Source organism: Belnapia mucosa (genome assembly GCF_016775475.1).
Taxonomy (GTDB): Bacteria; Pseudomonadota; Alphaproteobacteria; order Acetobacterales; family Acetobacteraceae; genus Belnapia; species Belnapia mucosa.
In genome coordinates, this window is record NZ_JAEUXJ010000009.1 from 73,389 (window position 1) to 99,895 (window position 26,507).

Below are 26,507 nucleotides of genomic sequence, written 5' to 3' on the forward strand. Positions count from 1 at the left end.
CGGAACGGATCGCCGCCGGACAGGGGGGAGACCGCCGGCGGGGACCAGGCAGGGGGCGTGCTGATGCGGATCATTCTGGCGCAGCCAAGGGGGTTCTGCGCCGGCGTCGTGCGGGCGGTCGATATCGTCGAACGAGCGCTGGAGAAATACCGGACCCCTGTCTATGTCCGGCACGAGATCGTCCATAACCGCCGCGTGGTCGAAACCCTGGAAGCCAAGGGCGCCCGCTTCGTCGAGGATCTGGAGGAGGTTCCGCCCGGCGCGGTGACGATCTTCAGCGCCCATGGCGTCTCCCGCACGGTCGAGGCCGAGGCGGTGGCGCGCGGCCTGCCGGTTCTGGATGCGACCTGCCCGCTGGTCTCCAAGGTGCACACCGAAGGCCGGCGCTACGTCGCCCAGGGGCGGGCGCTGATCCTGATCGGCCATGCCGGCCATCCGGAGGTGGAGGGCACGCTCGGCCAGATTCCCGGCGAGGTTCATCTGGTCGCGAGCGTGGCGGCGGTGGCCGCCCTGCCCATCCCGCCGGACCGGCCGGTGGCCTTCGTCACCCAGACCACGCTCTCGGTCGACGACACCCGCGGGATCATCGAGGCGTTGAAAGCCCGCTTCACGGACCTCGTCGGTCCTGATACGCGGGACATCTGCTACGCCACCCAGAACCGCCAGACCGCGGTGCGGGAGCTGGCGCAGCGGGTGGATCTTTTGCTGGTTGTAGGCGCGGCCAACAGTTCCAATTCCAATCGCCTGCGGGAGATCGGGTCGGAGCAGGGGGTGCCCTGCTACCTCATCCCGGATGCCGCGGCGTTGCGGCCGGACTGGCTGCGGGGGGCGGAAACGATCGGCATCACCGCCGGGGCCTCGGCCCCGGAAAGCCTGGTGCAGGAGGTGATCGCGGCGCTGGGCCGGCTCGGCCCCGTCGAGGTCTCCGCCCTGCCCGGGATCGTCGAAGACGTATCTTTCAAGCTCCCCGCCGCCCTGGTCGAGCCAGAGGCGAGCGCGGCGAGCTAGCGAGGGCTGAGTATGGGTATCCCGCTGCGGCAGCAGATGAAGGTCGGCGCCTATGTGCTCAAGCAGCACATGCTGGGGCGCAAGCGCTATCCGCTCGTGCTGATGCTGGAGCCGCTGTTCAAGTGCAACCTGGCCTGCTCGGGCTGCGGCAAGATCGACTACCCGGACCCGATCCTGAACAAGCGCCTCTCGGTGCAGGAATGCCTGGACGCGGTCGACGAGACGGGCGTGCCGGTCGTCGCCATCGCGGGCGGGGAGCCGCTGCTGCACAAGGAGATGCCGCAGATCGTTGAGGGCATCCTGGCCCGCGGCAAGGTCGTCATCCTGTGCACCAATGCCCTCCTGCTCGAGAAGCGGATCGAGCAGTACAAGCCGCATCCGAATTTCACCTGGGACATCCATCTGGACGGCGACAAGGACCAGCATGACTGGGCGGTCAGCCAGAAGGGCGTCTATGACCGGGCCGTCGCCGCGCTGAAGGATGCCAAGGCACGCGGCTTCCGCGTCGCCATCAACGCGACGCTGTTCAACAATGCCGAGCCGGAGCGGATGGCCCGCTTCTTCGACGACGTTACCGCCATGGGCGTCGATGCGATCATGGTTTCGCCGGGCTATGCCTATGAGCGGGCGCCGGACCAGCAGCACTTCCTCAACCGCCGGAAGACGAAGGAGCTGTTCCGCGGCATCTTCGCGCGCGGCAAGGGAAAGGGGTGGAAGATGGGCAATTCGCCGCTCTTCCTCGATTTCCTGGCCGGGAACCAGACCTATAACTGCACACCCTGGGGCAACCCGACGCGGAACATCTTCGGCTGGCAGCGGCCCTGCTACCTGCTGGGCGAGGGCTATGCGAAGTCCTTCAAGGAGCTGATGGAGACCACGGACTGGGACAAGTACGGGGTCGGCAATTACGAGAAATGCGCCGACTGCATGGTGCATTCCGGTTTCGAGGCCTCGGCGGTGATCGACTCGATCAAGCATCCGGTGAAGGCGATGGCGCGGCAGATGCGCGGGCCGAAGACCGAGGGCGAGATGGCCCCCGAGATCGATCTCTCGCGCCAGCGGAAGGCGGATTTCGTCTTCTCCCGCCATGTCGAGCAGACCATGGCCGAGCTGAAGCATGAGCCGAAGCCCGTGCGCGGGGCGAAGCATGGCGGCTCCCCCGCCGTCGCCGCGGAGTAGCCATCGGGCCTGATGTGGCGGCTGGCAGGGCAATTGGTGGGCTGAGGGCCCGGCCCCGGGTTGCAACCCGGGGCAAAGCCGACCAATTTGGTCTGGATACTCCCCGAGAGCCGCCACGGCAGGACCCAGCATGTTCATCGAGACCGAAGGCACCCCGAACCCCGCCACGCTGAAATTCCTCCCCGGGCGGGAGGTGATGGGCAGCCGTGGCACCGCCGACTTCGCCAGTGCCGAGGCGGCGGCGCGCAGCCCGCTGGCCGCCCGCCTTTTCGCCCTCGGTGGCGTGGCGCGGGTCTTCCTCGGTGGCGACTTCATCACCGTGACCCAGACCGAGGAGGCCGAGTGGTATTCGCTCCGCCCGCAGGTGCTGGGCGCGATCATGGACCATTTCGTCGCCGGCCTGCCGGTGATCGAGGATGCCGGCGATGCGGAGGCGGAGGAATATGACGCCGCCGATGCCGAGATCGTGGACCAGATCAAGGAGCTGCTGGATACCCGCGTCCGCCCGGCCGTCGCCGGCGATGGCGGCGACATCGTCTTCCGCGGCTTCCGCGACGGCATCGTCCGCCTGCACCTCCAGGGCGCCTGCTCCGGCTGCCCCTCCTCCCGCGCCACGCTGAAGCATGGCGTCGAGAACATGCTGCGCCACTATGTGCCGGAGGTTGTCGCGGTGGAGCAGGTCGAGGCCTGAGCCCCACTCGCCGCCATCACGCCTGGTGATGGCGGCAATCACCCTGGCGCCATTGGCGGCGCCGGGCAGCGGCGCGATACCGGTCGGCATAGCGAATCCGAACGGAGCTTCCGATGCCTGACCAGATCCTCGATGCCGCCGCGCTCGACCAGCTCTTCCGCAGCGCGCGCACCCATTACAAGTGGCAGGACCGGCCGGTGCCCGACACCAAGCTGGCCGAGCTCTACGGCCTGCTGAAATGGGGCCCGACCAGCGCCAATTCCTCCCCCGCCCGCTTCGTCTTCATCCGCACCGCGGAAGGCAAGGCGAAGCTGAAGCCGGCCCTGTCGGAGGGAAATTACGAGAAGACCCTGACCGCCCCGGTCACCGTCATCGTCGCCCATGACACGGAATTCTACGAGGAGCTGCCGAAGCTCTTCCCGCATGCCGATGCGCGGTCCTGGTTCGCCGGGAATGCGGCGCTGGCGGATGTCACGGCCTTCCGCAACGGCACCCTGCAGGGCGCCTATCTCATCCTGGCGGCACGGGCCATCGGCCTCGATGCGGGGCCGATGAGCGGCTTCGACAATGCCAAGGTGGATGAGGCCTTCTTCGCCGGCACGAGCTGGAAGTCGAACTTCCTGGTCAATCTCGGCCATGGCGATGAGAGCGGGCTCTTCCCACGCTCCCCGCGCCTTTCCTTCGATGAGGCGGCGCGCTTCGAATAATCAGGCGCTACCCGGCGGCGGTCCCCGCCGCCGGGTCAAGCCGGTAGCCGCCGCCTTCGGTCAGCAGCAACCGCGCATTGGTCGGGTCCGGCTCGATCTTCTGCCGCAGCCGGTAGATATGCGTCTCCAGCGTATGGGTCGTGACCGCGCTGTTGTAGCCCCAGACCTCGTTCAGCAGGATCTGCCGGCCGACCGGCTTGCCGCCCGCCCGGTAGAGGTATTTCAGGATCGCGCTTTCCTTCTCGGTCAGGCGGATCTTGCGGTTGCGCGCCTGTTCCAGCAGCAGCTTGGCGCTGGGGCGGAAGACATAGGGCCCCACCAGGAAGACCGCATCTTCCGAATTGTCAAAGACGCGCAGCTGGGCACGCAGCCGCGCCAGCAGCTCATTCAGCCGGAAGGGCTTGGCGATGTAGTCGTTGGCACCGGCATCGAGGCCGCGCACCACATCCTGCTCGGCATCCTGGCCGGTCAGCATGATGACGGGAATCTTCAACCCCTGGCGGCGCAGCCGGGTGCAAAGTTCGCGCCCGTCGCCATCCGGCAGGCCGATATCCAGCAGCACCGCGTCGAAGCGGTTGGTGGCACCGGTCAACAGCTGCTCGGCCTCCTCGGCCGTCGCTGCCTCCACGGGTTCGAATTCGCCGTCGAGCGAAAGCTGCTCCGCCAGCGTCGCCCGAAGGGCGGCGTCGTCATCGACGATCAGCAGTGGGCGCGGACCAGCCATGCGATCTCCCTAACAGCAAAGCCCTGTCGTCACAGGATTAGGCGCAGTCGATGGCGAAGCTATGGCGAGTTTGTCAAGCCATGCCACGCGAAAGCCATCATGGAACCGACGTCATATCAATATTCTGCGGCATCTCCTGGGATTGGCCGTTTCGGTGCCACATTCCGGGTGCGCCATACGGCCATGATGGACCTAGACTGACGATCATGCCCCTTTCCATTGCTTCCGACCCGCATATCGGGCCCGACGCCGCGGTGCCGGATGCAGCCGCCCTCGCCCTGCGCGCGGTCCACCGCGCCGCCGCCGAGCTGCGCCGTGGCACGCCGGTGCTGCTGCGCGGGGGCGATCAGGCCCTGGTGCTCGCCGCGGCGGAAACCGTAGGCGCGCCGGGACTCGCCGAGCTGGCCAGCCTGGTGCGGGGGACGCCGGTGCTGCTGCTCGCCCCGGTCCGCGCCGCGGCCGTCGCGCCGCTGCCGATCCTCCGCCCCGTGCAGGAGGATGCGGTGGCGCTGCGGCTGCCGCCCGGCCTGCTCGACCCCGCCCTGCTCCGCAGCCTGGCCGACCCGACCGCCGACCGCCTGCCGGAGGGCACGCGCGCCGAACGGGTCCCGGCCCCGCCGCTGGCGGCTGCCGCCCTGGCGCTCGCCAAGCTCGGCCGGTTGCTGCCGGCGGTGATCGCGGCGCCGGCGCGGGAGGGGTTGCCGCGGCCCGATCTCCTCTCGGTCGAGTCGGCCGATGTCCTGGCCTATCCGGCCGAGGCGGCGACCACGCTCCGCCGCGTGGCGGAAGCCGCGGTGCCGCTGGAGGGCGCCCCGGATGCCCGCATCCTCGCCTTCCGCGCCGCCGATGGCGGGATCGAGCATCTGGCCATCCTGATCGGCAAGCCGGAGGAGGTGGCGGCCCGGGGCGGCGCGCCGCTGGCCCGGCTGCATTCGGAATGCTTCACCGGCGACCTGCTCGGCTCGCTCCGCTGCGATTGCGGGCCGCAGCTGCGCGGCGCCATCCGCCGCATGGGCGAGGCCGGGGACGGCGTGCTGATCTACCTGGCGCAGGAAGGGCGCGGCATCGGCCTGGTCAACAAGCTCCGCGCCTATCGGCTGCAGGATGGCGGGCTCGACACGCTGGACGCCAACCGGGCCTTGGGTTGGGGCGCCGATGAACGCAATTTCATGGTCGCCGCCACCATGCTGCGCCAGATCGGGATCGAGCGGGTGCGGCTGCTGACCAACAATCCGGAGAAGCTGGCCTCCCTCGCCGCCTGCGGCATCGGCATCGAGGGGCGGGAGGCGCATGCCTTCGCCCCGAACGGCGTCAATGACGGCTATCTGGAAACCAAGGCTCGCCGATTCGGGCACCTGCTGGCATGAGCGCCGCGCCGAGCCTCGCCCGGGTCGGGCCGGACGGGCTGCTGCGCCTGGCGGGCGAGACCTGGCGCTGCGCCCTCGGCCGCGGCGGCATCCGGCGCGACAAGCAGGAGGGCGATGGCGCGACGCCGGTCGGGCTGCTGCCGCTGCGCCGCGTGCTCTACCGGGCGGATCGGGTGGCGCCGCCGCGCTGCCGGGTGGCGGTGGAGCCGATCGCGCCGAGCGATGGCTGGTGCGACGATCCCACCCATCCGGACTACAACCGCCCGGTGACCCTGCCGCATCCCGCCCGGCATGAGGAGTTGTGGCGGGCGGATTCGCTCTACGACATCATCGGCGTGCTGGGCTGGAACGATGATCCGGTGCAGCGCGGCCGGGGCAGCGCGATCTTCCTGCATCTCGCCCGGCCGGACCTGGCGCCGACCGAGGGCTGCATCGCCCTGCCGGAGCGCGAGCTGCGGACGGCGCTGGCGGCCGGACTCACCGCGATCGAGGTGCTGGAGGGCTAGGCCCGGCTGCCGAAGATCGCGCTGCCGACCCGGACATGGGTGGCGCCGCAGGCGATCGCCGCCTCGAAATCCGCGCTCATGCCCATGCTCAGCACCGGCAGGGCGTGGCGGGCGGCCAGCTCCGCCAGGAAGCCGAAATGCGGGCGGGGATCCTCTCCGGCCGGCGGGATGCACATCAGGCCCTGCACCGGCAGGCCCCAGTCTTCCCGGCAGGCGCGGAGGAAATCCGCGGCCTCGGCCCGGGCGATGCCGGCCTTCTGTGGCTCATCCCCTGTATTCACCTGCACCAGCAGGTCGGGCCGCCGGCCTTCCTTCGCCATCGCCTCGGCCAGGGCGGCGGCGAGCTTCGGCCGGTCCAGGCTTTCGATGACATCGGCGATTCGCACCGCGTCCCGTGCCTTGTTGGTCTGCAGCCCGCCGATGATGTGCAGGCGGAGGCCCGGCCAGTCCGCCCGGAGCGGGGGGAATTTTCCCGCCGCCTCCTGCACCCGGTTCTCCCCGAACACCATCTGGCCGGCGGCCAGCGCCGCCACGACCGCCTCGGCCGGGTTGGTCTTGGAGACGGCGACCAGGGTGACGGAGCCGGCCGGCCGGTTGGCGCGGGCGGTGGCCTCGGCGATCCTGGCGCGGATGGCGGCGAGGTTGGCGGCGATGTCGGTCATGCGATGCCGAAGCTAGAGAGGGTGGCCCGGCGGCTCAAGCCATGGCGCGGGCCGCGGCTGTTGCTGCTGAGCGACCCGGTGCGGCTGCCCGACCCGCGGGCGGCGGCGGCGCGGCTGCGGCCGGGTGCGGCGGTGCTGGCGCGGGGGCTGGCGCCCCCGGTGCTGGCGGGGCTGGCGGCGATCGCCCGGCGGCGGCGGCTGGTGCTGCTGGTCGCGGGCGATGGGCGGCTGGCGCTGCGGCATGGCGCGGGGCTGCACCTGCCGGACCGCCGCGGCACGGCCGGGCTGCTGCCCTTTCTGATCGGCCGCCGGCGGCGGCGCCTGCTGCTGACCGCCGCGGCGCATGGCCGGGCCGGGCTGGCGCGGGCCCGGCGGCTGCGGGCGGATGCGGTGCTGCTCTCCCCGGCCTTCCCGACACGAAGCCATCCCGGCGCGCCGGCACTCGGCCCGCTGCGCTGGGCGGCGCTGGCGGCGCGGGCCGGCCGGCCGGCGGTGGCGCTGGGCGGCATCGGGCCCGGCACCGCGGCGCGGCTGCCGCGGTGGGCCGCCGGGCTGGCGGCGATCGGGGCGCTCGGCGGTCCGTAACAGCGCCGTGTGTCGTCGGCGCCACAGTGTCTCAGTGAAGTCGCGCTGACGCCACCTGTCCCGTTGCCCCTGTTTATTGCGCTGGATCATAGTCCGGTGCGGACCCGGCCATGTCCGGACCGCTGGCCTATGGCCAGGACTGGAGATGGCACCTGCCTGGCAGCCAAGCTGCGGGGGGGCAGGTGGGTCAAGGGAACAGCCGGGACCGCCCGGCGAGTGAGGAGGTTTAGAATGCGCAAGATACTGCTGGGCACGACCGCGGTGGTCGGCGCGGCGCTTCTGGCCCCGGCGGTCGCCGTGGCGCAGGAAGCTCCGACCGTCCGCATCGGTGGCTTTTTCCGGGCTTACTACGGCAACACGCAGCAGAGCGGCCGCAACTCGACGCAGCCGTCCACGCTGGCGACGAATGTCAGCGGCGCCACCTCCAACCTGCAGCAGCAGGCCACTGGATCGGCCGAAAGCGCCGGCAACATCGCCCGCCTGTCGAAGAATGACTTCAGCACCGATGCCGAAGTCCATGTCTTCGTGAACGGCAAGACGGCGAACGGCCTGTCCTATGGTGCGGTGATCGAGATCGCCTTCAACCAGCAGGAAGGCCGCAACATCGTCCAGCAGCGTGCCAGCACCGGCAAGACGACTGCGAGCATCGACGAGTACTACGCCTTCATCGCCTCCCCGACCTTCGGCCAGATCCGCTTCGGCGATGAGGACGGTCCGGTCGGCGGCCTGATGAACTCGGGCGTGGTCACCAACTTCGGCACCGGCGGCATCTATGGCGACCGCGAGTCCTTCGTGTCTCGTCAGGCCAATGTCCGCACGACGACGGCGCCGGGTTCGCTGGGCGACAACACCAAGATCATCTACCTGTCCCCGCAGTTCTTCGGCTTCGACTTCGGCGCCTCCTTCGCCTTCAACTACAACGAAGGCGAAGACACGGGCTGCTCCTCCAACCAGTCCAGCGGCTGGTGCGATAGCGCCTATGCCTTCACCGGCGCCTCCAACTTCGGCATTGCCGCGGCCGGCCCGAACATGTCGGTTCGTCGGAACGAGTATCAGGCGGCGCTGCGTTGGCGCGGCAGCCTAGCCGGCGTCGGCCTCGCGGTCACCGGCGGTTATGTCGGCGCCGGCGCGGCGCGCGAACTGACCGTGCAGGGCACGCAGGCGCGGCTATACAACAACCTGAACGTCTTCCAGGTGGGTGCCCAGGCTACGGCCTACGGCCTGACGGTTGGCGCGCAGTACGAACACGGTGACTCGAACTTCTTCTGGGGCAACACCCTCCGCGGTGACCGCCCGATGGATCAGTTCTTCACCGGCGCCAGCTACACGGTGGGTCCGTTCACCATCGGCGGCAACTACGTGATCCAGACTGTCGAAGGCGGCAGCCGCAGCAGCTTCAGCGCAGCCGCGGCCAATGGCGGCAGCAGCACGGGCCTCGTGGCGAACCCCGGGACTCCGGGCACCGGCAACGGGACCAATGCCGCCCTGATGCGTCGTATCGGCTGGGGCGTCGGCGGCAACTACCGTCTCGCACCGGGCCTCGACCTCGTCGCCGAGTACAGCAGCTACACGGTGGCCGAGCGTGGCCGCGACCTGGATCCGTCCAACCCGGGCATCCAGGACCGCAACGTGGCGAAGGTGTTCATCCTCGGCACCCGTCTCGCCTTCTGATCCTTCGGGACCAGCAGCAACAGGGGGTGGCAGGGCAACCTGCCACCCCTTTGTTTTGTCCAGTATTTAGGGCTTGATTGCCCAAGCGGTATGCCTACTGTGCGCCAGCCATGAAGCATGCCCTCCTCGCCCTCGGCGTCGTCCTCCCCCTCCTCTCGGCCTGCGGCGGGGAGAACCAACGCCTCGTCCAGAACGACGAATATGGCGACTGGCGGAACGGCCGGGCGCGCAACCGCCCCCAGGGCGCCACCGCCGGCATCGTGGTCTTCGGCGTCGACAAGGACCGGGAAGCGCGGGAAGCCGCGGCCACGGGCGGCGGCAGCGGTCTCAGCGTGAACGCCTATCTCTGGCGCGCCACGCTCGATACCCTCTCCTTCATGCCGCTGGCCTCGGCCGATCCCTTCGGCGGCACCATCATCACCGAATGGTACAGCCCGCCTTCCGCCAACGGCGAACGCTTCCGCGCCCAGGCCTATGTGCTCGGCCGGCAGCTCCGCTCGGATGGCGTGCGGGTCCAGGTCTTCCGCCAGACGCTGGATCGTGGGCAATGGGTGGACAGCCCCGTCTCGCCCTCGACCAATGCCGATCTCGAGGACAAGGTCCTCGCCCGGGCGCGGGAGTTGCGGAGCCAGTCCGCCTCCCGCTGACCTTCCATCCCGGTGGGCAAAGGCAGCCCCTCAGGCCCCATGGCCTGAGGGGTTTTTCGTGTCGTCAGTGCGGGCCGGTCACCGCCCCGCGCGGTGCGGTGCGACGGGACCGCAGCCCGGCCGGACGACTCAGCAGATCGATCATCGCCGGGAAGACCACCAGGATGAAGACCGGCAGCAGGGTCGTGCCGCCCACCACCACCACCGCCAGCGGCTTCTGCAGGTCGGACCCGATGCCGGTCGCCACCGCCGCCGGCAGCAGCCCGACCATGGCGGCGAGGCAGGTCATCATCACCGGCCGCATCCGGTCCACCCCGGCCTGGTCCAGCGCCTGGCGCCAGGGCATCCCCTCATCCCGCAGACCGTGGAAATGCGAGAGCAGGATGATGCCCTCCATCACCGTGATGCCGAACAGGGCGAGGAAGCCGATCGCCGCCGGGACGCTGAAATTCATCCCCATGAGATCCAGCGCCGCCACGCCGCCGATGCAGGACAGCGGCAACAGGCCGAAGATCAGCAGCGTGTCGCGCAGGCTGCTGAACTGGACATAGAGCAGCACCGCAATCAGCGCGAGCGCGACCGGCACCACCACCTTCAGCCGCGCCACCGCATCCTGGAGGTTGCGGAATTCGCCCACCCATTCCAGCCGGTAGCCGGGCGGCAGCGCGACATGGGCGGCGACACGCTCCTGCGCCTCCTCCACCGCGCTCTGCGGGTCGCGGCCGCGGACGCTGAACTTCACCGGCACGTAGCGGCTGGCATCCTCGCGGTAGATGTAGCTGGCGCCCGAGATCAGGCGGATATCGGCCACGTCGCGCAGCGTCGCCCCGGATTGCGGGCTGATCGGCAGCCGGCCGATGACATCCAGATTGTCGCGGTACTGGGTATCGAGCCGGACGGTGATCGGGAAATTGCGGTCGCCGCCATCCTCATAGAGCCGCGCCGCCTCCTGCCCGCCGACCGCGGCCTGGACCACCTGGTTGATGTCGCTGACGGCCAGCCCGTAGCGCGCCGCCCGGGCCCGGTCGATGCGGATGGAGATGGTGGGCTGGCCCAGGGTGCGGAAGGCAGCGAGATCGGCAATGCCCTCCACCTGCGCCATCTGCTGCCGCAGCTGCTCGGCCAGCCGCGCCAGCACATCGAGCTCCGGCCCGATCACCTTCAGCGCATTGGCACCCTTCACGCCCGACGATGCCTCCTGCACGTTGTCCGAGATATATTGTGAGAAGTTGAAATCGACGCCGAGGAAGTCCCGCTGCAGCCGGGCCTGGATGGCGGCGATCAGCGCGTCCTTGGTCTTCGCCGTGGTCCATTGCTCCATCGGCTTCAGGGGGACGAAGAATTCGGCATTGAAAAAGCCGGCGCTGTCCGTGCCGTCATCCGGCCGCCCCTGCTGGGAGGTGACGGTGGTCACCTCGGGGAATTCCATCAGGATGGTCCGCATGCGGTTCACCGCCGCATTGCCCTCGGCCAGCGAGATGGTGGCGGGCATGGTGGCCCGCATCCAGATGCTCCCCTCCTCCAGCGTCGGCAGGAATTCGCCGCCCATCCGGCCGAATTGCACCACGGCACCGCCGAGCAGCAGGACGGAGACCAGCATGGTCGCCAGCCGCCGCCGCATGGCGAGCCCATGCAGCCATTCATGCGCCCGCGCCAGCCAGCGGACGATGGGCATCACCTTCTCCTCCGTCTCGTCGCGGAACAGCGCGCCGGCCAGGGCCGGGGCGACGGTGAAGGTCGCCAGCAGCGCGCCGCCGATCGCATAGGCATAGGTCTTGGCCATCGGGCCGAAGATCCGCCCCTCGATCCCGCCCATGGTAAACAGCGGGATGAAGGCCGCGACGATGATGAGGGCGGAGAAGAAGATCGCGGTGCTGACCTCGCCCCCCGCCCGCAGCACGATCAGCGGCACGCCCGAGAGGCCGCGCGGCGAGACGACGGGATGCGGCAGCCGCCCCGTCCGCCGCTGCGCCTTGTGCAGGTGCAGGTGGCGGTAGACATTCTCCACCAGGATCACCGTCGCATCGACCAGCAGGCCGAAATCCAGGCTGCCGAGCGAGAGGAGGTTGGCGCTCTCGCCCCGCAGCAGCATGGTGATAATGGCGACGAAGAAGGCGAAGGGGATGGTGGCGCCGACCACGATGGCGCCGCGCAGGTCGCCGAGGAAGAGCCACTGGATGAACACCACCAGGGCGATGCCCATGATGATGTTCTTGACCACATGGTGGGTGGTGACGTCCACCAGCTCCTTCCGGTCATAGATCGGCACGATATGGACGCCGGGCGGCAACACGCCGCCGGCATTGATCGTCCGCACCTCATGCTCCACCGCGCGGATGGTCGGCAGGGTCTGCTCGCCCCGGCGCATCAGGACGACGCCCATGACGACGTCGTCATCTGCCTCCTGCCCGGCGATGCCGAGGCGGGGCAGGTTGCCGACTTCGACCCGCGCCACGTCGGACAGCAGGACGGGCATCCCATTGGAGGAGCCGAGGACGACATTCCGCACATCATCCATGCTGCGGATCAGGCCGACGCCCTGCACCACGGCGGATTGCGGGCCGATATCGATGATGCCGGCGCCGGTCGTCGCATCGCCATTGCCGATCGCCTGCACCACGGCGGGCAGCGCCAGGCCATAGGCGTTCAGCTTCGGCAGGTCGATGATGACGTTGTAGGACTTGGTCGGCCCGCCATAGGCCGTGACATCCACCACGCCCGGCACGCGCTTGAAGCGCCGTTGCAGCACCCAGTCCTGCAGCACCCGGAGATCGGTCAGGGCGAAGCCCGGCGGGCCGAGGATGCGGTAGCGCAGGATCTCGCCGATCGGGCTCCATGGGCTGATGCTGGGCTGCACGCCGGAGGGCAGGTTGATCTGCGTCAGCCGGTTCAGCACCTGCTGCAGGGACTGCTCGTAGTTGTAGGCGAAGGTGAACTGCGCCGAGACCACCGAGAGGCCGAACAGCGAGGTGGACCGCACCTTGGACAGGTTCGGCATGCCCGACAGCCCGACCTCGATCGGGATGGTGATGTAGCGCTCGATCTCCTCAGCGCTCTGCCCGGCATTCTGGGTGATGACCACGACGGTGGGCGGCACCGGATCCGGATAGGCCTCGATGTTCAGCTGGGCGAAGCCGGCGAAGCCGAGCCCCAGGAAGCCGAGGAAGAGCAGGATCACCAGGGCCCGCTTCTCGAGGGCGAAGGCGACGATGTGGCGCATAGGGGTTTCCCTGGCGCGCGCGACGGGACGCGCGCGACGATGCCGGCATCATCGCCGATGCGGGCTTACCGCCGGGCCGAGCCCTGGCTTAATCCGCGGCCATCCGGGGCCCTCGGCGCCTTACCGGCCTGACACCTGCCGTGGCAGGATGCCCGTCCGCATGCGCCTTCCCCCTCTTGCCCCGCTCCGGCCGGGTGCCCTCGCCGCCCTGGGCGCCCCGGCCATCGCCATGGGCGCCACCTTCCTGGCCTTCGGCGCGGCGGTGGCGGCGGCGGGGCGGGGCCTCGGCTGGGCGATGGGCGCCTCCCTGCTGGTCTATGGCATGGCGGGGCAGCTGGTGCTGCTGCAGGGGGGCGGAGTGGCGCCGGCGGTGCTGGGGGCGACGGTGGCCAATGCGCGCTTCCTGCCCATGGCCATGGCGCTGGCGCCCTGGCTGGGCGGTGGGGCACGGCGCTGGCTGTCCCTGCCCTTCATCGCCATCACCCCCTGGGCGGCGGCGATGCGGGTGCTGCCGGGCCTGCCGGCACCGGCGCGGCTGCCCTGGTTCCTCGGCTTCGCCCTGGCCTCCTGGATCGTGGCGGGGCTGGCGACGGCGCTGGGCCATGCGGCGGCGCCGCTGCTCTCGCCCCCGGTGCTGGCGGCGCTGCTCTTCGCCAACCCGCTCTACTTCGCCCTGCTGCTGGCCGCCGAGCTGCGGCTGCCGGCGCCGCGGCGGGCGATCCTGGCCGGGGTGCTGGCGGCGCCGGTGGCATTTTGGCTGCCGTCGGCCTGGGGGCTGCTGGGGGCCGGGCTGCTGGGTGGGACACTGGCCTTCCTGGCAGGGCTGCGCCGTGGCCGAGGCTGACCTCGCCCTGCTGCTGGCCGCGCTGGCGATGCTGCTGCTGCGTGCGCTGGGGCTGCTGGTAGCGGGCGCGCTGCGGCCGGACCATCCGCTGGTGGCCTGGGCCGCCGCCGTCTCCCAGGCGACGCTCTCGGCCTTCGTGGCACTGGCCGTGCTGGCGCCGGGCGGCGCGGTGGCCGCCATCCCGCTGCCGGCGCGGCTGGCCGGGCTGGCGGCCGGGCTGCTGGCCGGGGTGGCGCTGCGGCGGGGCTTGCTGGCCTCGCTTGGCCTTGGCCTGCTGGCGCTGATCCTGGCGCGCTGGGCGCTACAATAGGCCGAGGTTGCGCAGCTCGGCCCGCAGGCGCTCCGGCATCGCCTCCGCCCCCTCGCCCTCGGCGCCGGCCTGGACGTCCGGCGGCGCCGCCTCCGGCATCAGGTAGCGCCAGCCCTGGAAGGGCTTCACCGGTCGCGCCGCGACCGGCACCAGCTCGGGGTCCAGGACCAGGCCGGCGCAGCGGGTGCCGTCATCCCATTCCTCCTCGAGGATATCGATGATCCGCTGGCGCACCTGCACGAAGCCAGCGACGACCCAGTAGATCGAGCCGCCGGCCAGGATCTCCGCCCCGCGCTTCGGCATCATGCGGGTCTGGTGGCGCAGCGGCGGCTCGGCCACCGCCCGCCGGGCCTGGATGGCGCGAAGCTGCCCCACATCCTTGGGGCCGACCGAAAGCTTGATGAGGTGGAGCACGCCCCCGGATGTACCGCGAGCGGACGGCGCCGCAAGGCTTTTCCGCGTTGGGCAATGAGGGGGCGCTGCCCCTCAAACTCCCCCGCCAAAGGCTGAAGGGCCTTTGGAGACCAGGAGTTTCTCTGGCTGCTCAGCCGCCGCCGCAGGGCGCCCGCCGCAGGCCGCGTGGCGCCGCCGCTTCCGGCGCCTGCACCAGGGTCAGCAGGCAGGCGCCATAAAGCATGGTGAAGCGCGGATCGGCCGCACCGCCATGGCCGCGGATCGGCGCCGGCTCCGCCCCCGCCGGCCAGAGCACGAGCAGCGGCGCCGGACGCGTCGCGGCAGCGTCCTCGACCAGCCCCGCCCGGCGCTCGGGGTCCGGGTCGAAATCATCGCCCTCGAACAGTGCCACCGCCAGGCGCGGCCCGCGCGCCGGCAGCCCGGCCAGCAGCCGGCGGAAATCATCGATCCCGGCGAGGAGGTTGTTGGCCCGGCTCGCCTCGCCATGCGCCGCCGGGGCGGTGGCGATCACCGCCTCCACCAGCTCGGGCCGGGCGCTGGCCGCCATGATGGCCTGCCAGCCGCCCCGCGACTGGCCGGCAAGCACGATCCGCCGGTAGCCCGCGGCCCGCACCGCAGCCAGCCCCTCGGTCAGCCGCGGCAGGCTGGTATAGAGCGCATCATCCCCCGGATGGCGGTCGAAGCGCAGCACATCCCAGCCGGCATCGTTCAGGATGGCGGTGAAGCCCGGGGCGGCGCTGCCGCGCAGATCCCGCGCCGGCCCGGCATAGCCATGCGCCCAGATCACCACGCCCTGCGCCGCGGCCGGCCCACGGCGCAGCATCAGGGGTGCCGAGCGGAAGGGGCCAAGCCGGCCCTCGGCCAGCGGCACGGCGGGCCCATCCGCCAGCCGCGCATCGCGGGCCAAGATGCGGCATTCCGCCTGCACCGGGCCGAGCGAGCGGCGGCAGCGCTCCAGCGCCATCGCCTCGGCCGCCTCCGCTGTCGGCGCGCCGCCGGCATAGCCCCAGGCAGACCGGCCGGAGGGCTCCCGCGCCAGGGCGAAGGCCGCATGCGGCACCAGGCCGCGATAAGCGAGAGTGTAGCTGGCCGCCAGCAGGGCGGAGGGCGGCGCGGTGCCCAGCGCCTCCAGCGAGAAGACGGCGCGATAGGCCTCCGGCACGGTCTGGGCGGCCGATGGCCGTACCAGGCCGAGAAGCAGGAACGGCAGCAGGAAAAAGCGCATCGACGGTCCGGGCGAGAAGACGGCGGGAGTCTGCGCCGGCCGTGCCGGTCCGGCAACAGAGGCGCGAGGCGCACCACATTGTCCCAAGGACTTCCCTCAGGCCGGGGCTCGGCTTATTCCCATCTGCCAGTCAGGTCACCGGTTCCCATGAGCGACGCCACCACCGCCACCCGTCCCGAAACCCGTTACGACTTCGCCGCCGCCGAGCCGCGCTGGCAGGAGGAGTGGAACCGCCGCGGCTGCTTCGCCGTGCCGGATGTGCCGGATGGCAGCAAGCCGAAATATTATGTTTTGGAAATGTTCCCCTATCCCAGCGGGAAGATCCATATGGGGCACGTGCGCAACTACACGCTCGGCGATGTGGTCGCGCGCTACAAGCGGGCGCGCGGGCATCAGGTGATGCATCCCATGGGCTGGGATGCCTTCGGCCTGCCGGCCGAGAATGCAGCGCGGGAGCGCGGCATCCATCCCGGCCAATGGACCTACGACAACATCGCCAATATGCGCGCCGAGCTGAAGCGCATGGGCCTCTCGCTCGACTGGTCGCGCGAATTCGCCACCTGCGATGTCGAATACTACGGCAAACAGCAGGCGCTCTTCCTCGACTTCTGGAAGGCCGGGCTGGTCGAGCGGAAGGAGTCCTGGGTCAACTGGGACCCAGTGGACGGCACGGTCCTGGCCAATGAGCAGGTGATCGACGGCCGCGGCTGGCGCAGCGGCGCGCTGGTCGAGAAGAAGCAGCTCAGCCAGTGGTTCTTCAGCATCACCAAATTTGCGCCGGAGCTGTTGGAGGCGCTGGGCTCGCTCGACCGCTGGCCGGAGCGGGTGAAGCTGATGCAGGCCAATTGGATCGGCCGCAGCGAGGGCGCCCGGGTGCGCTTCCGCCTGGCCGAGCCGGTCGGCGAAACCTCGGAGGTCGAGGTCTTCACCACCCGCCCCGACACGCTGTTCGGCATGAGCTTCCTCGCGGTGGCCGCCGAGCATCCGCTGGCGGCCGCCGCTGCGGCGGCCAATCCGACGGCGGCGGAATTCATCGCCGAATGCCGCCGCATGGGCACCAGCGAGGCGGCGATCGAGCAGGCGGAGAAGCGCGGCTTCGATACCGGCTTCCGGGTCGCGCATCCCTTCCTGGAGGGCGTCACCTTCCCGGTCTGGATCGCCAATTTCGTGCTGATGGAATACGGCACCGGCGCGATCTTCGGCTGCCCTGGCCATGACGAGCGTGACTTCGACTTCGCCACGAAATACGGCCTGGGCATCACCCCGGTGGTGCGGCCCGCCAGCGGCGCCGAGGTGGCCCTGCCCTTCACCGATGAAGGCGTGGCGGTGAATTCCGGCTTCCTCGATGGGTTGCCGACGGCCGAGGCCAAGCGCGGCGCCATCGACCGGCTGGAAGCGATCGGCGCCGGCACCGGCGTGGTGAACTGGCGCCTGCGCGACTGGGGCGTCTCCCGCCAGCGCTACTGGGGCTGCCCCATCCCGGTGATCCATTGCGAGGCCTGCGGCGTGGTGCCGGTGCCGGCCGAGCAGCTGCCGGTGACGCTACCGGATGACGTGGACTTCTCCCGCCCCGGCAATCCGCTGGATCACCATCCGAGCTGGAAGCATGTCGATTGCCCGGCCTGCGGCAAGCCGGCCCGGCGCGAGACCGACACCTTCGACACCTTCGTCGACAGCAGTTGGTATTTCGCCCGCTTCTGCTCGCCGCGGGCGGCCGAGCCCACCACCCGCGCCGCGGTCGATGCCTGGCTGCCGGTGGACCAGTATATCGGCGGCATCGAGCATGCGATCCTGCACCTGCTCTACAGCCGCTTCTTCACCCGCGGCATGCGGGAGACGGGGCATGTGGCGCTGGCCGAGCCCTTCGCCGGCCTCTTCACCCAGGGCATGGTGACGCATGAGAGCTACCGCAGCGCCGAGGGGCGCTGGCTCTACCCGGAGGAGGTGGAGTTCACCGCCACGAATGACGGCGCGCGGCTGGCGCATCTGAAGACGGACCGCAGCCCGGTGACGATCGGCCGCGTCGAGGCGATGTCGAAGTCGAAGCGCAACACGGTCGATCCGGGCGCCATCATCGGCCGCTACGGCGCCGATACCGCACGCTGGTTCATCCTGAGCGACAACCCGCCCGAGCGGGACATGGAATGGACCGAGAGCGGCGTCGCCGGCGCCTATCGCTTCACCCAGCGGCTCTATCGGCTGGTGGCGACGGCGCTGCCGGAGTTGCCGCCGCCGGGTGCTCCACAGGATGGGCAGGGGCGCAAGCTGCGCCAGGCGACGCACCGGACCATCGCCGGTGTGACCGAGGCGCTGGAGGAGTTCGGCTTCAACGTCGCCGTCGCCCGCATCCATGAATTCGCCAATGCCATCACCGAGGCCGGCGAGGCCGGCGGCCCGGCGCGGCGCGAGGCGCTGGAGGCGCTGGCGCGTCTGGCCAGCCCGATGATGCCGCACTTGGCCGAGGAGCTCTGGTCCCTGCTGCGGCCCGGCGAGGATGAGCTCGTCGCCAATTTCCCTTGGCCAGAGGCGGACCCGGCCCTGCTGAAGGCGGAGACGCTGACCCTCGCGGTGCAGGTCCTCGGCAAATTACGCGGCACGATCGAGGTGCCAGCCGATGCCGATGAGGCTACCATCTTTGCCCAGGCGGAGGCCGAGGAGAATGTTCAGCGGTCCATCGCCGGTCGCCCCATCCGGAAGCGCATCCATGTCCCGGGACGTGTCGTCAATTTCGTGGTCTAGGCGCGGGCTGCTCGGCGGGTTGCTGGGCCTCGCGGGTTGCGGCTTCCGGCCGCTCTACGGGCCGATCGACACCGCGGATGGTCGGGACGAGGATGTCCGGACCGAGCTGGCTGCGGTACGGGTCGGGCCGACCTATGACCGGACGGGCCAGCTGCTGCGCCGCAGCCTGCAACGGAAGCTGGAGGACAGCCTGCCCGGGACGCCGGCCCGCTACCTTCTGGATGTCGGGGTCAATCTGGGTGCCGAGGTGCTTGGCTACCGGCGCGACGGCACACCCACACGGGTGCGCTACACCCTCAACGGCAGCTGGAATCTGGCGACGCTCTCGACCCCGCCGGAGCGCATTGCAGCCTCGGCCATCCCTTACCGTGCCCTCGACTCTTTCAACGTCCCCGACCTGCAATTCTTCTCCGCCGATTCCGCCCGCGACGCGGCGCTGGACCGGCTGATGGAGCAGCTGTCGGAGGAGGTCAGCCGGCAGGTGGCGATGGCGCTGCGGCGGCGGCGGGAGAGCCGGGCCACCGGCTGATGGCCAAGCTCGAGCCACGACGGATCGGCGCCTTCCTGGCCGATCCCGGCGAGTGCCGCCTGGTTCTGCTGCATGGCGATGACCCCGGCCTGATCCGCGAACGGGCGGAAGCGCTGGTCCGCAGCGTCGCCGCCGGCGATGCGCTGCGGCTGGTGGAACTCGGCCGGGATGCCTTGCGCAATGCCGGAACCCTGGCGGCCGAGGCCGCGAGCTCACCGCTGACGGGCGGGCGCTGCCTGGTGCGGGTGCGCGATATCGGCGACGGTGCGGCGCCCCTGGCAGCCGCGAAGGCGGCCCTGGCGGGGCCTGGGCCTGGGGTGGTGGTGATGGAGGCGCCCGAGCTGCGGACGGCCTCCGCCCTGTTCAAGGCGGTGGAGGGCTCGCCCCAGGGAGCAGTGATCGCCTGCTACCGCGAGCGTGGCGCGGAGCTGGCCAACTCCATCGGCCGCATCCTGCAGGAACTCGGCGTGACGGCGGAGCCGGCCGCGGTGGAATGGTTGGCGCAGCGGCTGGGCGAGGACCGGATGCTGCTGCGTCGGGAGTTGGAGAAGCTGGCTCTCTTCGTCGGCGCCGGCGGCCGGGTGACACCGGAGGCAGCGCTCGCCTGCGTGGCCGAGGGATCGGCGCTCGACCTGGAGGAAGCCCTGATGGCGGCGCTGGCCGGCGAGGTCGGCGCGGCAGATGCGGCGTTGGCAACCGCCTTCGCCGAGGGCGCCCATGCCGTCCAGGTGGTCCGGGCGGCGCTGCGGCATGTCCAGCGGCTGCATCTGGCTGCCCTGGCCGTGGCCGGCGGCGCAGCGCCCTCAGCCGCGGTCGAGGCTCTGCGTCCACCGGTCTTCTTCCGCCACAAGCCGACCTTCGAACGTGCGCTGCGCCTATGGCGCGCCGAGGCGCTGGAGGCGGCTGGGACGGCGCTGCTGGAGGCCGAGCGGCGGACGAAGACCACCGGCATCCCAGCCGATATCGTGGCGCGCAACGCGGTTTCGGGCCTCGCCCGGCAGGCGGCGGCCCGGCGCTGATCAGCTGCCCTGGAGCAGCCGGATCACCCCATCGAGTTGGTCGAGATCGCGGTAGCTGATGGTGATCTGGCCGCCGCGGCCGCCATTGCGGATGGCGACCCGCAGCCCCAGCCGTTCCGAGAGCTGACGTTCGAGCGCCATCACCTCCGGCTCCGTCCGGGCCGGACGGCCGGCTGGATCCCGCGGCTTGGCGGCGGCCATGGCCTCCGCCTGGCGCACATTCAGGCCGCGATCCACGATCTGCAGGGCGAGGCCGATCGGGTCCGGCGCCGTCAGCAGGGCCCGGGCATGGCCGGCCGTGAGCGCGCCATCCCGCAGCAGCTCCCTCACCCGATCCGGCAGGCCGAGCAGGCGAAGGGTATTGGCGACATGGCTGCGGCTCTTGCCGACAGCCTGGCCGAGCTTGTCCTGGGTCAGGCCGAATTCGTCGAGCAGGCGGCGATAGCCCTCCGCCTCCTCCAGCGCGTTCAGATCCTGGCGCTGGAGGTTCTCGACCAAGCCGGCGGCCATGGCTTCGCGGTCCCCGAGGTCGCGGATGACGACCGGCACCTCATGCAGGGGGATGAGTTGCGCCGCCCGCCATCGGCGCTCACCGCCGATGATCTGGAAGGTGCCGGCATGATTGGGCTTCTCCCGCACGAGGATCGGCTGGAGCACGCCATGTTCGCGGATGCTGTCGGCCAGTTCCTGCAGGGCGCTATGGTCCATCGGACCACGCGGCTGGAAGGGGCCGGGCTCCAGCGCCTCGATCGGTAGGGTGCGGAGGGCTTCGCCGGAGGCCGGACCCTCGGCCGGTGCATCGCCGAGCAGGGCCGAGAGGCCGCGGCCGAGACGCGGTGCCTTCATGACCGGCGAGCCTTTTCGCGCTGACGGAATTCGGCGGCGAGCGCCGCATAGGCAACGGCCCCTGGCGAGCGCGGGTCATAGAGGCTAACCGGCAGACCATGGGAGGGCGCTTCGCTGAGGCGGATATTCCGCGGGATCACGGTCTCGAACACCTTATCCTTGAAGAAGCCCCGCACATCCTGCGCCACCAGTTCCGAAAGGTTGTTGCGGCGGTCGTACATGGTCAGCACGATGCCTTCCAAGGCAAGGCCGGGATTGATGAAGCGGCGCACACGCTCGATGGTCTTGGTGATCTGGCTGACGCCTTCCAGCGCAAAGAACTCGGTCTGGAGCGGGACCAGCACGCCATCCGCCGCGGCGAGCGCGTTCAGGGTGAGCAGGCCGAGCGAAGGCGGACAGTCGAGGAAGACATAGTCGCAAGGCGGCATGCCCTCGCCGGCCAGGATATGGCGCAGCCGCTTCTCCCGGTCATCGAGCCCGACCAGCTCGACCTCCGCCCCGGCTAGGTCACCATCGGCGGGGACCAGGGTGAGGTTCGGCACGGGTGTCGGGCGGAGGACATCGGCGAGCGGCCGATCCTCGACCATCAGCGCATAGGTGCCGGCGCCGCGGGCCGTGCGCTCCACCCCGAGGCCGGTGGAGGCATTGCCCTGCGGGTCCAGGTCGAACAGCAGGACCCGGCTTTCGGCAGCGATGGCAGTGGCCAGGTTGATGGCGGTCGTGGTCTTGCCGACGCCACCCTTCTGGTTGGCAAAGGCGATGACGCGCGGCTTGGCGCGGTCAGGCTTGGGCGCTGACAGGATGAATCTCGCTCAGCCGGAAGATGGTGGAATGGGGATCGGTGCTGCTGGTGAAGCGCTCGATCTGCATTGTCCAGTGCGGGGAGGCTGCCGTCAATTCTTGCTCGGCGGTTCGACCCTTCGGAAACAGCGCAATGCCGCCCGGACGCAACAGGCGATGCGCGTGGGGCAGAAGATCAGCCAAGGGTGCGAGGGCACGCGCCGTCACGATGGCGGCGCCGAGCGAGGGCGCTGCCTCGATCCGCAAGGCGTGGATGGTAACCCGGTCGAGGCCAAGCAGCCGCGCTGCTTCGCGGAGGAAGGCGCATTTCCGCTGATCCGATTCGATGAGATGGACCTCCCGCCCCGTCAGCACGGCCAGGACCAAGCCAGGAAAGCCGGCACCGGAGCCGAGATCGACAATCGGCTCCCCCTTCGGCAGCAACGGTGCCAGTTGGGCCGAATCCAGGATGTGGCGTTGCCAGAGCAGTTCCGGCTCGGCTTTGGCGACGAGGTTGATTCGCTGATTCCAGCGTATTAGCAGCGCGAGGTAGTCACGTAGCTTGGCCTCTGTTTCACGTGGAACCTCCGGGATCGGCACCAGGTGTTTCACGTGGAACGCATCTCGGCACGACGCAGATGGGTCGCCAGCGCCGCCAGAGCCGCGGGCGTGACCCCTGCCACACGCCCGGCGCTACCAAGCGTCGCAGGCCGCGCCACCGAGAGGCGCTGCCGCATCTCCGCAGAAAGACCAGCGACATCGCTGAAGTCGAGCACCGAGGGAATGGCCAGCCTTTCCTCGCGCTCCAGCAAGCGACGCTCCGCATCCTGCCGTTCGAGATAGGGTGCGTAGAGCGCCTGCGCTTCCAGCTCCGCCCGCACTCGCGCCGGCAACTCGGCTAGCCAGGGAAAGACCCGGTCCAGCGCTTCCGGCCGTGCTGCCGGCAAGGCCAGCACCTCAAGCACGGAACGTCGCCGCCCATCCTGATTCACGGCGATGCCGGCTGCCGCGTATTGGGCAGGGCTCCGCCCATCCTGCCGTGCCTGATCCAGCGCCGACGCTACTGCATCCTTGAAAACAGCATGGGCAGCAGCCCGGCCGGTCCCGACGCACCCCCAGGCGAGGCCCCGATCCGTCAGCCGCAGCGCCGCATTGTCCGCCCGCAGCGCCAGCCGGTATTCCGACCGCGCCGTCAGCATCCGATAGGGCTCAGTCACGCCTTGCAGGACTAGGTCATCAATGAGTACGCCGGTATAGGCTTCCGCTCGCGTGAGCACACGATCCGCCTCGCCCCCGCCGGCCGTGCGAGCAGCATTCAGCCCCGCCATCAGGCCCTGCGCCGCCGCTTCCTCATACCCGGTCGTGCCGTTGATCTGCCCGGCCAGGAACAAGCCCGGGACGGACCGCACCTCCAGGCTCGGCCGAAGCGCCCGCGGGTCGATGAAATCGTATTCGATGGCATAGCCCGGCCGCAGGATACGCGCGCGTTCCAGCCCAGGCATGGAGGCGATCATCGCCGCCTGGACCTCCTCCGGCAGGCTGGTCGAGATGCCGTTCGGGTAGACGGTGTCGTCGTCCAGCCCCTCGGGCTCGAGGAAGATCTGGTGCCGCTCCCGCTCGGCGAAGCGAACCACCTTGTCCTCGATCGAGGGACAGTAGCGCGGCCCCGTGCCGCTGATCCGCCCACCATAGACTGCGCTGCGGCCGAGATTGGCGCGGATCAGCGCATGCGTCGCCGGCGTCGTCATGGTGATGGCACAGGCGACCTGCCGGTTCTCGATCCGCTCCGTCATCCAGGACAGCGGCTCCGGCGGATCATCCCCCGGCTGCGCCTCCAGCCCTGCCCAATCGATGGTCCGGCCATCCAGCCGCGGCGGCGTGCCCGTTTTCAAGCGGCCGAACGGCAGATTCAGCCGCGCCAGGGTCTGCGCCAGGCCGATCGACGGCGCCTCGCCCATCCGCCCCGCCGGCAGCCGCGTTTCGCCAATGTGGATCTCGCCCTGCAGGAAGGTGCCAGTGGTGATCACCACCGCTCCGGCGCCGATCCGCCTCCCGCCTGCCGTCACCACCCCGGCCACCCAGCCGGCGGCATCCAGCAGCAGATCCTCCGCCGCATCCGCCTCCAGGCTCAGCCCGTCCTGCGCCCGAAGCAGCGTTTGCACCGCTTGGCGATACAGCCGCCGATCAGCCTGTGCCCGCGGCCCGCGCACGGCCGGCCCCTTGCTGCGGTTGAGCAGCTTGAAATGGATGCCGGCCGCATCGGCCGCACGGGCCATGATGCCGTCGAGCGCATCGATCTCCCGCGCCAGATGTCCCTTGCCGATCCCGCCGATGGCGGGGTTGCAGGACATCTCGCCGAGGGTTTCCAGCCTATGCGTCAGCAGCAGCGTCTGGGCGCCACAGCGCGCTGCTGCCGCTGCCGCCTCGCAGCCGGCATGGCCGCCGCCGATCACCACCACATCGTAATGCGCGTCGTACATGCCCGCCCTATAGCATCGATCCGCCGGCCAGGCTGAAACCCATTGCCCGCTGCCACAGCGTCTGGGCAAAGCGCGGATCGGCCAGGACCGCCTCCGCCTCCACCTCGCCCCGGGTGATGGTGCCCTTGAGCCCCGCCAGCGTCATCTCATCCAGTGCCACGGCCACGCCGGAGGTGATCGCATAGCCCAGCACCCGGCCGAGCCGCGCCCCAAGTATCGTTCCTGGTGCCTCATGCTCGGCCAGGACCTCGTCCAGGACCCAGACCTCGCCACCGAGCAATGCATCCTCAAGGACCAGCCCCGCATCCGGATGCGGCCCGAGCACGCGGAAGACCGAGAGCCAGGACCGGGTCAGGGCGTTCAGCACCAGCACCGCCTCGCCCCGCAGCCGTGCATGCTGTCGCGCGATGCGGTCGATGGCCCGGCTGCGCCCTGGCGGCGCGGTGTAGATGGCGAGGTCGAAGGCATAGGCCAACTCCCCCTCATCCAGCTGCGCCAGCTCCCGATCGACATGAAGGCCCAGGCGCTTCGCCTGCTCCACCATCTTCGGCATCGGGACGGACCGCACCGCCATGTCCTGGAAGCGCTGCCGTGCCGCTGCGGCCCGCCGCGCTTCGGCTTGCCAATCCCTGTCCATGCCTATTTCCCGATGCAGAATTCGCCGAAGACCAGATCCAGCACGGCCTCAACGCCGATATGGCCGGTGATGCGCCCGATGGCCCGCAAAGCCGCCCGCAAGGCCTCGGCCCGCAGCTCCGGCACCGGCGCCACCTCCAGCTCCCCGAGCCAGGAGACGGCATCCTGGAGCGCCGCCCGGTGCCGTGGCCGGGTCAGGGTCGCTTCGCCCATGGTGCTGGCGCGGGACACCGCCTCGGCCTCCAGCCGCAAATGCAGGGCATCCAGCCCCGCCCCGCTCCGCGCCGAGACGTGCAGGCCCTCCGGCATCCCGGCCGCCACCGGCAGATCGACCTTATTCACCACCACCAGCGCCCCAGGCCCCATCAGGGCCAGGGTGTCGGCATCCGGCGGCTCGTCAGCGGCGAAGACCAGCAGGCGCAGATCCGCCTCCCCGGCCCGAAGCCGGGCACGGCGCACGCCCTCCGCCTCGATCTCATCCAGCGCCTCGCGCAGCCCAGCGGTATCCGCGAGCGTCACCGGAATCCCGGCCAGGTCCAGCCGCGCCTCCACCACATCCCGCGTCGTACCGGCGCGGGCGGAGACGATCGCCGCCTCCCGCCCCACCAGCGCATTCAGCAGCGAGGATTTGCCGGCATTCGGCGCGCCGAGGATCGCCACCAGCAACCCCTCCCGCAGCCGCTCGCCCCGGCCGCCATCGGCCAGATGCGCCAGGATCTCCGCCCGCAGCACGGCCGCCGCCGCGGCAACCTCGTCATCCAACCCGGCCGGCAGGTCCTCATCCTCGAATTCGATGAAGGCCTCCTGCCGAGCCAGCAGCGCCGTCAGCCGCGCCGCCCAGCTACCATAGAGCCGCGCCAGCGCCCCTCCCGCCTGCCTCAGCGCCTGCCGCCGCTGCGCCGCGGTCTCGGCCTCGATCAGGTCGGCGATGCCCTCGGCCGCGGTCAGGTCGAGCTTGCCATGCAGGAAGGCCCGGCGGGTGAACTCGCCCGGCTCGGCGGGCCGCGCCCCGGCTGCCACCAGCGCCTCCGCCACGCCGGCCACCACCGCCGGCCCGCCATGCAGATGGAATTCGGCGCTGTCCTCGCCGGTGTAGCTGGCCGGACCCGGGAACCAGAGTAGCAGCGCCTGATCCAGCGCCTCACCAGTTCCAGGATGCCGCAGGCGCCGCAGCGAGGCCCGGCGCGGCTCCGGCACCCGCTCCGCCAGAGCCTCCAGAAGGCCGCGCGTCGCCGGGCCCGAGATCCGCATCACCGCCACTGCGGCCCGGCCGGCGCCGGAGGCCAGGGCGAAGATCGTATCACCGTTCATGCAATTTCACCGCTTGGGTGGCGGCACGTCCTTCTCCGTCAGCATCAGCCGCGGCACCCGTCCACCTTCGGCCAGATGCGCAGTCAGGATCTCGTCCACATCCGCCGGCGTCTCCGGTTGGTACCAGATACCCTCGGGGTAGATCACCAGCGTCGGGCCGAACTCGCAGCGGTCGAGGCAGCCAGCCTGGTTGATCCGCACCCCCTTCAGCCCAAGCTCCTTCGCCCGTACCTTCATATAGTCCCGCAGCTTCTCGCTGCCGCGGGCGGCGCAGGACCCGCGCGGATGCCCATCGGGCCGGCGGTTGCAGCAGACGAAGACATGGGCCTGGAAATAGGGCGGCGGATCACGGAATTCGGCCACGGCGGGGCTCCGGAAGGGTGCATGTCATGTAGCGGCGCGGCCCC

26 protein-coding genes are annotated in these 26,507 nt (G+C 70.3%); 14 read left to right on the top strand and 12 right to left on the bottom strand.

Annotation, left to right across the window (positions count from 1 at the left end):
• Positions 1-63 precede the first annotated feature (63 nt).
• The 4 genes from ispH (at position 64) to JMJ55_RS19550 (ending at position 3,585) form a co-directional block, all read left to right on the top strand.
• The gene (ispH, locus tag JMJ55_RS19535; protein ID WP_202827277.1) at positions 64-1,008 is read left to right on the top strand and encodes a 4-hydroxy-3-methylbut-2-enyl diphosphate reductase; all 945 of its coding nucleotides are present in this window, start codon (positions 64-66) and stop codon (positions 1,006-1,008) included.
• Between the two features lie 12 nt (positions 1,009-1,020).
• Positions 1,021-2,187: an adenosyl-hopene transferase HpnH gene (hpnH, locus tag JMJ55_RS19540; RefSeq protein WP_202827278.1), complete on the top strand. Its 1,167-nt coding sequence runs from the start codon at positions 1,021-1,023 to the stop codon at positions 2,185-2,187.
• A 130-nt stretch (positions 2,188-2,317) separates the two neighbouring features.
• Positions 2,318-2,878, top strand: a complete 561-nt coding sequence (locus JMJ55_RS19545) for a NifU family protein (protein ID WP_202827279.1) — start codon at positions 2,318-2,320, stop codon at positions 2,876-2,878.
• 113 nt (positions 2,879-2,991) lie between these two features.
• On the top strand, positions 2,992-3,585 hold the full coding sequence (locus JMJ55_RS19550) for a malonic semialdehyde reductase (protein ID WP_202827280.1): 594 nt from the start codon (positions 2,992-2,994) through the stop codon (positions 3,583-3,585).
• Between the two features lie 7 nt (positions 3,586-3,592).
• Here the strand turns inward: JMJ55_RS19550 and JMJ55_RS19555 are convergent, their stop codons facing one another.
• On the bottom strand, positions 3,593-4,309 hold the full coding sequence (locus JMJ55_RS19555) for a response regulator transcription factor (RefSeq protein WP_202827281.1): 717 nt from the start codon (positions 4,307-4,309) through the stop codon (positions 3,593-3,595).
• Between the two features lie 206 nt (positions 4,310-4,515).
• Between JMJ55_RS19555 and JMJ55_RS19560 the strand changes: the two genes are divergently transcribed.
• Together JMJ55_RS19560 and JMJ55_RS19565 are read left to right on the top strand one after the other, a co-directional pair.
• Positions 4,516-5,676, top strand: a complete 1,161-nt coding sequence (locus tag JMJ55_RS19560) for a GTP cyclohydrolase II (RefSeq protein WP_202827282.1) — start codon at positions 4,516-4,518, stop codon at positions 5,674-5,676.
• Positions 5,673-6,182: a L,D-transpeptidase family protein gene (locus JMJ55_RS19565; RefSeq protein WP_202827283.1), complete on the top strand. Its 510-nt coding sequence runs from the start codon at positions 5,673-5,675 to the stop codon at positions 6,180-6,182. Before JMJ55_RS19560 ends, JMJ55_RS19565 begins: the two co-directional genes overlap by 4 nt.
• Here the strand turns inward: JMJ55_RS19565 and JMJ55_RS19570 are convergent.
• Positions 6,179-6,844: a YggS family pyridoxal phosphate-dependent enzyme gene (locus JMJ55_RS19570; RefSeq protein WP_202827284.1), complete on the bottom strand. Its 666-nt coding sequence runs from the start codon at positions 6,842-6,844 to the stop codon at positions 6,179-6,181. The two genes, JMJ55_RS19565 and JMJ55_RS19570, sit on opposite strands and share 4 nt — an antisense overlap.
• Before the next feature lie 21 nt (positions 6,845-6,865).
• On the opposite strand from JMJ55_RS19570, the gene JMJ55_RS19575 reads away from it, so the two are divergent.
• The 3 genes from JMJ55_RS19575 (at position 6,866) to JMJ55_RS19585 (ending at position 9,747) form a co-directional block, all read left to right on the top strand.
• A complete protein-coding gene (locus JMJ55_RS19575) occupies positions 6,866-7,429 on the top strand; it encodes a thiamine phosphate synthase (protein ID WP_328702703.1) in 564 nt (187 codons plus the stop codon).
• 231 nt (positions 7,430-7,660) lie between these two features.
• Positions 7,661-9,100, top strand: coding sequence for a porin (locus JMJ55_RS19580; protein ID WP_202827286.1), 1,440 nt, complete (start codon positions 7,661-7,663; stop codon positions 9,098-9,100).
• A 110-nt stretch (positions 9,101-9,210) separates the two neighbouring features.
• Positions 9,211-9,747: a DUF3576 domain-containing protein gene (locus tag JMJ55_RS19585; RefSeq protein WP_202827287.1), complete on the top strand. Its 537-nt coding sequence runs from the start codon at positions 9,211-9,213 to the stop codon at positions 9,745-9,747.
• A 64-nt stretch (positions 9,748-9,811) separates the two neighbouring features.
• Here the strand turns inward: JMJ55_RS19585 and JMJ55_RS19590 are convergent, their stop codons facing one another.
• Complete coding sequence (locus tag JMJ55_RS19590) at positions 9,812-12,967, bottom strand: efflux RND transporter permease subunit (RefSeq protein ID WP_202827288.1); 3,156 nt, start codon at positions 12,965-12,967, stop codon at positions 9,812-9,814.
• 160 nt (positions 12,968-13,127) lie between these two features.
• Here JMJ55_RS19590 and JMJ55_RS19595 point away from each other — a divergent pair, with 160 nt between their 5' ends.
• Positions 13,128-13,811, top strand: a complete 684-nt coding sequence (locus tag JMJ55_RS19595) for an AzlC family ABC transporter permease (protein WP_202827289.1) — start codon at positions 13,128-13,130, stop codon at positions 13,809-13,811.
• On the top strand, positions 13,798-14,121 hold the full coding sequence (locus tag JMJ55_RS19600; RefSeq protein WP_202827290.1) for an AzlD domain-containing protein: 324 nt from the start codon (positions 13,798-13,800) through the stop codon (positions 14,119-14,121). The genes JMJ55_RS19595 and JMJ55_RS19600 overlap by 14 nt, the downstream gene beginning before the upstream one ends.
• Here the strand turns inward: JMJ55_RS19600 and JMJ55_RS19605 are convergent.
• Positions 14,113-14,535: a DUF1489 family protein gene (locus JMJ55_RS19605; RefSeq protein ID WP_202827291.1), complete on the bottom strand. Its 423-nt coding sequence runs from the start codon at positions 14,533-14,535 to the stop codon at positions 14,113-14,115. The genes JMJ55_RS19600 and JMJ55_RS19605 overlap by 9 nt on opposite strands.
• A gap of 130 nt (positions 14,536-14,665) precedes the next feature.
• Positions 14,666-15,760, bottom strand: a complete 1,095-nt coding sequence (locus tag JMJ55_RS19610) for an alpha/beta hydrolase (protein ID WP_202827292.1) — start codon at positions 15,758-15,760, stop codon at positions 14,666-14,668.
• A gap of 147 nt (positions 15,761-15,907) precedes the next feature.
• On the opposite strand from JMJ55_RS19610, the gene leuS reads away from it, so the two are divergent.
• From leuS to holA, 3 genes are read left to right on the top strand one after another with little or no spacing between them, the layout of a single operon-like run.
• Positions 15,908-18,499 (top strand): leucine--tRNA ligase, encoded by a 2,592-nt coding sequence (gene leuS / locus JMJ55_RS19615; RefSeq protein ID WP_202827293.1) that lies wholly within the window; start codon positions 15,908-15,910, stop codon positions 18,497-18,499.
• 19 nt (positions 18,500-18,518) lie between these two features.
• Positions 18,519-19,028, top strand: a complete 510-nt coding sequence (gene lptE, locus JMJ55_RS19620; protein WP_202827294.1) for an LPS assembly lipoprotein LptE — start codon at positions 18,519-18,521, stop codon at positions 19,026-19,028.
• Complete coding sequence (holA, locus tag JMJ55_RS19625; protein ID WP_202827295.1) at positions 19,028-20,047, top strand: DNA polymerase III subunit delta; 1,020 nt, start codon at positions 19,028-19,030, stop codon at positions 20,045-20,047. Before lptE ends, holA begins: the two co-directional genes overlap by 1 nt.
• Here the strand turns inward: holA and JMJ55_RS19630 are convergent, their stop codons facing one another.
• Genes JMJ55_RS19630 through JMJ55_RS19660 form a run of 7 tightly spaced genes read right to left on the bottom strand, consistent with a single transcriptional unit; the run spans position 20,048 to position 26,463 of the window.
• Positions 20,048-20,893, bottom strand: coding sequence for a ParB/RepB/Spo0J family partition protein (locus JMJ55_RS19630; RefSeq protein ID WP_202827296.1), 846 nt, complete (start codon positions 20,891-20,893; stop codon positions 20,048-20,050).
• Positions 20,890-21,693, bottom strand: a complete 804-nt coding sequence (locus JMJ55_RS19635) for a ParA family protein (RefSeq protein WP_202827427.1) — start codon at positions 21,691-21,693, stop codon at positions 20,890-20,892. Before JMJ55_RS19635 ends, JMJ55_RS19630 begins: the two co-directional genes overlap by 4 nt.
• A complete protein-coding gene (rsmG, locus tag JMJ55_RS19640) occupies positions 21,674-22,273 on the bottom strand; it encodes a 16S rRNA (guanine(527)-N(7))-methyltransferase RsmG (RefSeq protein WP_328702704.1) in 600 nt (199 codons plus the stop codon). Before rsmG ends, JMJ55_RS19635 begins: the two co-directional genes overlap by 20 nt.
• Positions 22,274-22,281: 8 nt before the next feature.
• Positions 22,282-24,153 carry a tRNA uridine-5-carboxymethylaminomethyl(34) synthesis enzyme MnmG gene (gene mnmG / locus JMJ55_RS19645; RefSeq protein WP_202827297.1) on the bottom strand — a complete coding sequence of 624 codons (1,872 nt, stop codon included), beginning with the start codon at positions 24,151-24,153 and terminating at the stop codon, positions 22,282-22,284.
• A gap of 7 nt (positions 24,154-24,160) precedes the next feature.
• Entirely contained in the window at positions 24,161-24,790 is a 630-nt protein-coding gene (locus JMJ55_RS19650) for a hypothetical protein (protein WP_202827298.1), read from the bottom strand.
• A 2-nt stretch (positions 24,791-24,792) separates the two neighbouring features.
• Positions 24,793-26,100 (bottom strand): tRNA uridine-5-carboxymethylaminomethyl(34) synthesis GTPase MnmE, encoded by a 1,308-nt coding sequence (gene mnmE / locus JMJ55_RS19655; RefSeq protein WP_202827299.1) that lies wholly within the window; start codon positions 26,098-26,100, stop codon positions 24,793-24,795.
• Between the two features lie 6 nt (positions 26,101-26,106).
• A complete protein-coding gene (locus JMJ55_RS19660) occupies positions 26,107-26,463 on the bottom strand; it encodes a (2Fe-2S) ferredoxin domain-containing protein (protein ID WP_202827300.1) in 357 nt (118 codons plus the stop codon).
• Positions 26,464-26,507 lie beyond the last annotated feature (44 nt).